This window comes from Nocardia sp. NPDC003183 (assembly GCF_053590715.1).
Window position 1 is genome coordinate 284,652 of record NZ_JBSFTG010000006.1, and the last position, 9,092, is coordinate 293,743.

5 protein-coding genes are annotated in these 9,092 nt (G+C 70.9%); all 5 read left to right on the forward strand.

The features are described 5' to 3' along the window. Positions 1-62 precede the first annotated feature (62 nt). The 5 genes from ACWDXS_RS21115 (at position 63) to ACWDXS_RS21135 (ending at position 8,401) form a co-directional block, all read left to right on the forward strand. Positions 63-1,865: an Hsp70 family protein gene (locus ACWDXS_RS21115; RefSeq protein WP_449967941.1), complete on the forward strand. Its 1,803-nt coding sequence runs from the start codon at positions 63-65 to the stop codon at positions 1,863-1,865. Next, on the forward strand, positions 1,855-4,368 hold the full coding sequence (locus ACWDXS_RS21120; protein ID WP_449967945.1) for a LuxR C-terminal-related transcriptional regulator: 2,514 nt from the start codon (positions 1,855-1,857) through the stop codon (positions 4,366-4,368). The genes ACWDXS_RS21115 and ACWDXS_RS21120 overlap by 11 nt, the downstream gene beginning before the upstream one ends. A gap of 44 nt (positions 4,369-4,412) precedes the next feature. Beyond that, entirely contained in the window at positions 4,413-5,507 is a 1,095-nt protein-coding gene (locus ACWDXS_RS21125; RefSeq protein WP_449967948.1) for a hypothetical protein, read from the forward strand. 118 nt (positions 5,508-5,625) lie between these two features. Beyond that, positions 5,626-6,987, forward strand: coding sequence for a S1 family peptidase (locus tag ACWDXS_RS21130; protein ID WP_378995809.1), 1,362 nt, complete (start codon positions 5,626-5,628; stop codon positions 6,985-6,987). A gap of 91 nt (positions 6,988-7,078) precedes the next feature. After that, positions 7,079-8,401 (forward strand): S1 family peptidase, encoded by a 1,323-nt coding sequence (locus ACWDXS_RS21135; protein WP_449967951.1) that lies wholly within the window; start codon positions 7,079-7,081, stop codon positions 8,399-8,401. Positions 8,402-9,092 lie beyond the last annotated feature (691 nt).

Consider the following 9,092-nt stretch of genomic DNA (forward strand, 5'->3'; position numbering starts at 1 on the left):
GCGATCTCGCTGTACACAAGCGTTTACCGGCCCACCGGAAGTCCTGCGAACGGGGTTGTCCAATGACAGAGCGTCTGGCGCTCGGCATCACTGTCGGAGCGGCGAATTCGGCCGCCGCGGCCACGACAGCCGACGGGACCGGTGCCACCGTTCGCACCCATCGCAGCGCACTGATGCTCGGCGCCGACGGATCGGTGAGCTTCGCCGACACCACGCGCCACCATCGCGGGGTTGTGGTCGACGACTACGTGTCCAGGGTCGGCGATCCGGTGGATCTGCTGGCCGAGGACGGTTCCACCCACGACGCAGCCGATTTGGTCGCCGCCGCGACCCGTGCGCTGATCGCCGAACTCTCCGGTGTCGCCACCGAGGTGCCCACCACCGTCGCGTGCTACCCGGCATGGTGGCCGGAGCACACCGTCGAGGCCGCCAGGTCCGCGCTGGCCCGCGCCGGCCTGCCCGAAGTGACGCTGGTGCCCGAGCCGCTGGCCGCGGTGCGCCGATACGAGATCGAGCACGGACAGCTCGAAGACGGCGCGCTGGTCGTGTACGACCTCGGCGCGAGCGGTTCGACCGTGTCGGTCCTGCGCACCGGCGAGCAGGCCGGACTGCTCGGCACCCCGGTGCACAGCACCGCGATCGCCGGTTCCGAATTCGATCTACTGACCATGCGCTATGTGCTGGCAAATGTTCTGAACGGAAACGACATAGATCCATTCGATCCCGTTGTCGAAGAAGAATTGTCGGCATTGCGAGAGCGTTGCAGAATTGCGAAAGAAGAACTCTCCAGAATTACCGCGACGGCGATTCCGGTCGGCATGCTCAACCCCGCGATCCACACCGAACAGGTCCGGCTGACCCGGGGCGAACTCGAAGATCTGCTGCGCCCGATCCTGCTCGACTCGATGAGCCTGCTCCAGGACGCGGTGCGCCGCGCCGAACTCACCCTCGGTGATGTCGGCCGGGTGCTGCTCACCGGTGGCGGTGGCGCGATTCCCCTGGTCGCCGAGCTGATCTCGACCGAATTCGGCGTGCCGGTGATCGCCTGCGCCGACCCGGCGACCTGCACGGCACGCGGCGCGGCCGAGATCGCCCTCGATGTCGCCGCGATCAGCGTGCCCACCGAGGCCATCCCGGTCGTGCCGGTAGCACCGGCATCGGCTGCTGCGGCACCGGTTGCCGAGGGACTCGCACTGCCACCGTCCGAGCCGGTACGGACCAAGATGTTCACGGCCAAACGCTCGGCGATCGTCGCGGCGGCGGCCTTGACCATGGCCGCGCTCGCCACCGGCACCCTCGCCCTCGGTGGCGCCACCCAGTTCTCACCCACCGGACCCGCCGAGACCACCGTCGCCCCATCGGTCCCCGGCGCCCCCGCGGCGACCGGCGCGGGCGGTGCGGCCGGCACGGCGAATGCCACGAACTCCGTGGTCACCGACCCGGCCAAGCCGGGTGCCGTCGGCACACCAGCGACATCGGGCGCGATCCCGGTCGGTACGACCGACGCCGGGGTTCCTGGCGGCACGCCCGCGGCGGGAACTCCGGCACCCGCCGGAGCACCCACCGGTGGAGCACCCGCCGACGGAACACCGGCGACAGCGGGCCAGCCAGGCCCCACCGAGCAGCAACCGGCCCAGGCGCCGCCCGCAGGGCAGTCCCCGGCGCCCGCCCCGGCTCCGGCACCTGCCCCCGCACCAGCACCCGCCCCGGCGCCCGCTCCCGCTCCCGCACCGACCCGGCCGCAGGTCCCCACCATCAAGGTCGACCCCGGCGGCCTGCTCGACGACGTGGGCGGCGCGGTCGGCGAAACCCTCGAATCGGGTACGCAACTGCCCGGCAAGGTCCTCGGAGGAAATGGTGGCTGAGATCGCCCACGACACCTTCCCGAATGCCCGAACCATTTTCCGCGATCTCGACAACGCCGACCAGCAGACGGTGCTGCTCTTGATCCGCGGCCGAGCCGGGACCGGAAAGACTTTCCTGCTCGACGCCGTTCGCGCACGCCTGCGTCGCCGCGGCATACCGGTGGTCGAATCCGCCGCCGACGATGTCGAGAACGGGGTTCCCGACCGGGCAGTGCTCGTCGCCGACAATATCCACAGCTACAGCGACGCCGAGCTTCGCGCACTCTGCGAGGCCATCGAAACCGGGCAACGCTCGGTGGTGCTGACCACCCAGCCTCGGCCACACGATCCCCAGCTGCGCGCGCTGGCCGACGCGGTGGCACGCAACGGCCGCACGGTGGATCTGCGAGCACTGGGAAGTGCCCACATCACCTCGTTCGCCAGGGAACTCGGCGTGGCCGTGTCCCAGCCGCTCGCGGCGCGTATCCATCAGCTCACGGCGGGCATTCCCGGCGGTGTCGTCGCGGCGTTGAAGGGCGCCCACGCCGCGTCGCTGGAGACCTGTGAGGCAGCGGTCGACGAAGCCGTCACCGTCTGGACGCGAACGCTGCTGGAAGCGGTCGAACCCGAGTTGCTCGAAACGCTGGTCATCGCGGCGACCGGAACCGGACTGGACGCGACAGAACTCACCGAGGTGCTCGGTGTCGACACCGCCACCGCCCACGACCTGATCGACCGGGCCAGGTCGGGCGCCCTGGTCACCGATGCCGACCTGCTCCTCGCGCCCGCCGTCGGTCCGCTGCGGACGTTGCTCGGCGATCGTCGATATGTCGATGTGCAGCGCAGGCTGCTCACCGCGCGCCTCGACGCGGGTCTGCTCCGTGATCGCACCGCACTGATCCTGGCCGAGTCCGGCGTCGTCGATGCCCGGCTCGCCGAGTTCCTCTGTCGCACAGCCGAGAAATCCGACGAGGCGACCCGCTGCTACGCCGCGGCGGCCGCGGCAGGCGCGGCAATGGAGTCGATCGCGCTGCGCTGGGCCGAGGCCGCCGCGCACGCGGGCGACACCGACACCGCGCTACGCCTGGCCGAACCGCTGCTGACCGCCGAGAACGTCGCACGCGCCGACCTCGTCGCCGCGGTGCGCATCTGCGCGAGCGTGCTCATCCGCCGAGGACTGGTGAGCCGTGCGGCCGGCCTGTACAACTGGCTCGGACCCGACCGAATCGGCGCCGACTGGGCGCCTGCGGCGATGGTCCTCACCCTGGCCGGTGAACAGGCCGGCGCCGCGCGCATGTCCGAAGCAGCACAGCACTGGCCGCCGACCGAGGCCGACGCGGGCGCTCGGCTGATCGCGGGCGCGCTCGACGAATCGCTCGACCCGCACGGAACCGGAACGGCCGCGGCGATTTCCGCCCTGATCCAGGCGGGCAACACCGACACCGGCGACGATCGCTATCTGCCCTGCTCGGCCGTCTCGATCGCCACGCTGCTCTGCCTCGGCAGCGGCGAGCCCCGTCGCGCCGGTGACGCGCTGCGCCGGGCGGCGGGCATGGGTGGTGGCCGGCAACTTCCGGTGCTGACGGCGTGGACCGCACTGCTCGGCGGCGACGAACGCCGTGCCGCGAGCACTCTCGCCGAGATCGACATCCCCGCCCTCGCGCCCCGCGATCAACTCCTCGCCCACGCCCTGACCGTGGGACTGGCCCGGCGCGGCGGCGATCACGCCGCCCTGGCTCGCGCGTGGCACGCGGCCTGCCCACTGTTCGACGAGCTGGAAGCCGACCTGTTGAGCCTGTTGCCGATCGGCGAACTGTGGCTGGCCGGTATCCGCCTTGGCGACGCGCGCCGGATCGAACCGCTCGTCGATGCCGCCAGGGTGCTGGTCCGCAAAGTGGGCCGCGCACCCGCCTGGACCAATTCCTTTCACTGGTACGGCGTGCAGGCCGCGCTGGCCGACGAGTCGCCCCGAGCGCTGCTGCCCCACGCCCACGCGCTGAAGACGGCGGCGGAAGCGGGTGACCGGCAGGCCACCGTGCTGGCCGACGCCGGGCGCACCTGGGTGCTCGTGCTGCGGGGGCAGGTGGCGGCGGCCGATGTGGAGGCCGCGGTCTCGGCACTGGCCGAGCTCGGGCTCACCTGGGACGCCGCCCGCCTGGCCAGCGAGGCAGCCCTCGCGGCGAGCGACTCGACCACCGCCACCGCCTTGCTCAAGCTCGCGCGTTCGGTGCGCACGCAAGCCCAGCCGGTCGAGCCGCTGCGACCGACCACACAACCACAGCCGCCCGCAGCCGGTCCCACGCCCCTGACCGGCGAGTCCGGCGCACTGAGCGACCGGGAACGCGAGGTGGCCGAGCTGGTCCTGCTCGGTCTGACCTATCGCGAGATCGGCGCGAGGCTGTACATTTCCGCGAAGACCGTAGAGCATCACGTCGCGCGGATCCGACGTCGACTAGGCGCGCGCTCACGATCGGAATTACTGTCAATGCTGCGCGCGATGGGACACGGCCGATTGCTGGTGTGACTCGCGCGGACGATGTCGACGCCGAAGTGAGGGGTGTTCCGCCGATGGCCACTGGGGTCGGCCTGCGTATCGCCGATGACGAATGCATCGCCGCGGTGGTCACCGAGGACGGCACGGTTCAGGTGATCGAGCGTGCTTCGGTTCTGCACATGTCCGACGACGGTGACGCCGCCCTCGGCGGACCAGCTCCCACCGGGCATGCCCACTCGATCGCCGGTTTCGTGCGCGCGATCGGGGATCCGGCCGGTGTCGATGTCGACGGCGGCGAGGCCTACCGTGCCGAAGACCTCCTCGCGACGGCGATGTTCTGCCTGATCGATCTCACCACCGAGCACCTCAGCGGCCCGGCCGAGTTCTACGCCACCCACCCCGCGGCCTGGTCGACCGAGGTCGTGCGCGGCGTTCGCGAGGCTTTGGACTATCTGGGCTTGAAGTCGGTGGCCCTGCTCGGCGAGGACGAGCTGCCCCAGCCCGCGAACGGCGCCGATCCCGGTAAGACCTTCGCCAACGCCGCCGCCCAGGCGGCGCTGGTCGCGGTGCTGGCCACCCCGGCCGGCGCGACCCCGCCCGACCCGATCGTCACCGAGAACGCCACGATCGCCACCGATGTGATGCCCGCGCTGCCGCCGCCCGCGGTGACCGCGCAGGCATACTCGGCGGCGCTGCCGGTCTCACCGCTGCCGACGAAGGCGATGGCGCCGATCGCGCCCGCCCCGATCGCGGAGCCCGCGGTGGTGCCCGCCCGCGAACCCGCGCGCAACAAGACCCCGCTGCTGATCGCCGCCGCCGCGCTCATCGGCCTGCTGCTCGGCGGGGTCGCGGTCTCGGTCCTGATCCGCGATTCCGAAACCGTCGCACCGCCGACGATTTCCGATGCCAGCCCGGAAACGCTGTCGCCCACCTCGGCGCCCGCGCCGCCTCCGCCGCCGGTCGTCGAGTCGACCACGCCCCCGCCGGTCACCACGACCGACGAACCGGAGCCGCCGACCACCGAGGCGCCGCCGACGACCACCCCGGAGCCGACCACCACCCCGCCGACGACCCCACCGAGCCCCACCACCACCAAGCCCCGGTCGCCCTTCGGGACCTACCCGCCGGGCTATCTCCCCGCGCCCCTGACCATCCCGGGGCAGCGCTGAATCCAGCAGCCGGACGGTAACCGCGCCAGCTGGGCGAGCGTGCCCTAGAGTGATGCGCTGACCGACATGATCGCCGCCGGCGGTGTTCTCGGTCACTGGTTGTCGACGAAGGGATTTCATGCGCAAGTTGGTGGCGCGTCGCGCCGCGGTCAAGGCAGCCTCCGCCGGGTTCGCCGCGACTGTTCTTCTCGCACCCCTGCTCGGATCCGGCATCGCGTCATCGGAACCTGCTGCGCCACTACAACTTTCGGCCGATGCGTTACCCGGTGAATTGGTGACCGCACTGTCGCGTGACCTCGGGATGACCCCCACCGAGTACCTCGATCGTGCCGCGCGCGCCCAGCAGTTGCGCGACTACGCGACCGACTTCCGTGCCGCGAACCCCGACACCTTCGCCGGCGCCTGGCTCACGCCCGAGGGCAAGGCCGTCGTCGCCACCACCGATGCCGAGGCGGGCAAGCTCGTCACCGCCGCCGGCTACCAGACCCACCTCGCGCCGATCTCGGCCGGCGGGCTGGAAGGCGCGCTGGTGCAACTGAGTCAGTGGGTCGCCAGCCTGCCGCCCGCGATCTCCGCGCCGATCAGCTCGATCGCGATCGACGTGCTCAACAGTCAGCTCGTGCTCAACGTGGCCAACACCGGCACCGGCCACATGCTCAACCTGCCCACCCTGATCGCCACCATCAAGGTGGTGCTCTCGCCCGGCGGCGGCGGCCCGGTGGAGTACAAGCCGATGGGCGGCGACACCTACATCACCGCGAAGAAGGACCTGCACGACGCCGACCTGCGCGGCGTGGACGTCTGCTCGTTCGGGTTCAACAGCACCGACGCCGCGGGCAACGCGCTCAATATCTCCGCCGGCCACTGCAACCCGAACGTCGACAACGGCGGCACGGCCTCGGTCTACGTCCCGAACGTGCGCGACATCCCCAACAGTCCCGAAGTCGGCACCTTCGCCCGCGCGGTACTCGGCGGCCCCGCCTCGCTGGACTACTCGGTGATCAAGCTCAACGAGCGCGCGGTGAACGCCGGCATGGACCAGCCTCGCGTGCGCGGCGCCGAGGGCACCACCCTGACGATCACCGGCACCGCCGAACCCGTCACCGGCGCACCGGTCTGCAAGACCGGCCAGTCCTCCACCTTCACCTGTGGGTTCGTCTCGGCCGATCACGTGGAGACCCAGCTGTTCACCGAGGCGGGCGTCAGCAAGACGATCCGCGGCTTCGCCAGCACCGCCTGCACCCTCGGCGGCGACAGCGGCGGCGCCATCGTGTCCGGCACGCTCGCCCTCGGCATCACCAGCGGCTCGAACGCCTCCGGTGCGCCCAACTGCACCGAGGCCAACACCCAGCTCGCCCCCTACGGCGGCACCGCGTCGCTCGGCGTCCCGATCCGGCCCATCCTGGCCGACATCGAGGCCACATCGGGCGGCGGCCTCGGCACCGGAATCATGGTGCGCACCAAGCCCAACGCGGGCTGAGCGGGGACAAATCACCGACCGGACCGGGTGAGCGAAATCTCTTGCCCGGTCCGAGTAGGCATAAGTCGCTCGAGCCCATATAGTTCCGATCATGCTCCTGCCACGTATGGGTCGTACCCCGTCCGCGCGAAGCTCGAGAAGAGCTCGGAAATCGATAATCGCCGCTTCGGCGGCGTTTCTGCTGTTCGGCCCCACGATGGCGGTTGCCGACGCGCAGCCCGCGCGCGCAGATCTGCCCGCCCAGCTCATCGAGGCGGTCACCCGGGATCTGAAGATCTCCCCCGACGAATACCTGCGCCGCGCCGATGTCGCGCAGCAGGTCGCCGCGTTCTCCACCACCGCGCAGCGTCAGTTCCCGCAGGTCTTCGCCGGTTCCTGGCTGAGCGACCAGGGCAACGCCGTCATCGCGCTGTCGCACGGCCCCGGCGCCGACCAGGCCCGGGAAGCCGCGCAGTCGGCCGGTTTCGAGGTCCGCAACGTCGCCAAGAGCGAGTCCACCCTGCGCGGCGAGAAGACCGCCTTCGAGAACTGGCTCGCCGCCGCACCGCCGGAGATCTCCGCGCTGGTGCGTGGCGTCGTCGTCGACACCGTGAACAACTCGATCGCGGTCCGCGTGCAGCAGGCCGGGCTCCCGCTGCCCAGCTTCATCGACCCCTCCCGCGTCATCGTCACCGCACCGCCGGTGGCGGGCGAGCGCGTCGACCTGACCGCCACCCCCGTCGCCGGTGACGGCAACGGTGCGCTGGCAGGCGGCGACGGCTACGCCTCGGTGATCGGCCGCAGCTCGCTGCGCTGCTCGCTCGGCTTCAACGGCACCGACCGCTCCGGCAACGTCATCAACATCTCGGCGGGCCACTGCAACCCCGACATCGAGTCGGCGGGCACCGGCAACGCCGCCGCCGTGTACGAGGTCAACGGCGACCGCGCGGGCGCCCAGCTCGGCACCTTCCAGAAGTCGGTGCTCGGCGAGCAGGACTACTCGATCATCCGCGTCAACGACAACGCGCGCGCCCGCTTCGAGAACAACCTGGTCCGCATCCCCGGCCAGGCCCCCATCCCCGTCGACGGCGTGGCCACCCCCGTGGTCGGCGCCCCCGTCTGCAAGTCCGGTGCCCGCACCGGCTTCAGCTGCGGCGTGATCAACGGTGTCGACCAGACCGTCCAGGTCGGCGACCGCCAGCTCACCCAGAGCTTCTCGGCCAACATCTGCGCCCTCCCCGGCGACTCCGGCGGCGCCATCGTCACCGGCCGCCTGGCCCTCGGCATCTCCAGCGCCTCCTCGGTCGCGGATTTCCCGATCTGCGAGATCCCGAACATCATCGGTGCCATCACCGGCGACACCCCCCAGCTGTTCGCCCAGCCCCTGACCGTCGTCCTCTCGGACAACCCCGGTCTGTCGGTCCGCACCAACTGATCACCATCATGTAGGCACAGAGCAGCCCCGAAAAGGCCGGTAGCACTCCCGCTACCGGCCTTTTCGGCTGCCTGGGCCGCCTCCCCCGAGTCTTCAGCGTGTCGTCCGGCAGCTCGACCGTCAGCCCTCGGCCTTACGTCATGTGCGTATCGGCTGAGAGGTGGCTGCGCAGTTACCCATGTCCGCACGTGATCAGCGGGTCACCCCCGCCACCCAACCCCCACCACCTCCGCACAGCCCCCCAACCAGGCGCCTACCGCACTAAAAACATCCACACCCACCTCGTGCCTCTGACCCGCTACCGCACCCCAGCCACGCCCTCCACCCAGAGACCGCCACACCACCGCACTACCAGCCCCAACCTCCACCCAAAGTCCGCCACACCACCGCACTACCAGCCCCAACCTCCACCCACCGTCCGCCACACCACCGCACTACCAGCCCCAACCTCCACCCACCGTCCGCTACACCACCGCACTACCAGCCCCAACCTCCACCCACCGTCCGCCACACCACCAGCCACACCGTGCACCCCAAATCCGCCATGACCGCACTCCCACCCACCACCCGCGACCCCTAGGGAGCGGCGGCCACGAAGTGGCCGGTCCGCGGCCGGGTCGCCGGTTAGGCGCCGCGGAGCCTGGTTCGACCCTGGCTCGCACATCGCCGATCAGCGCAGGGCGCCTTCGAC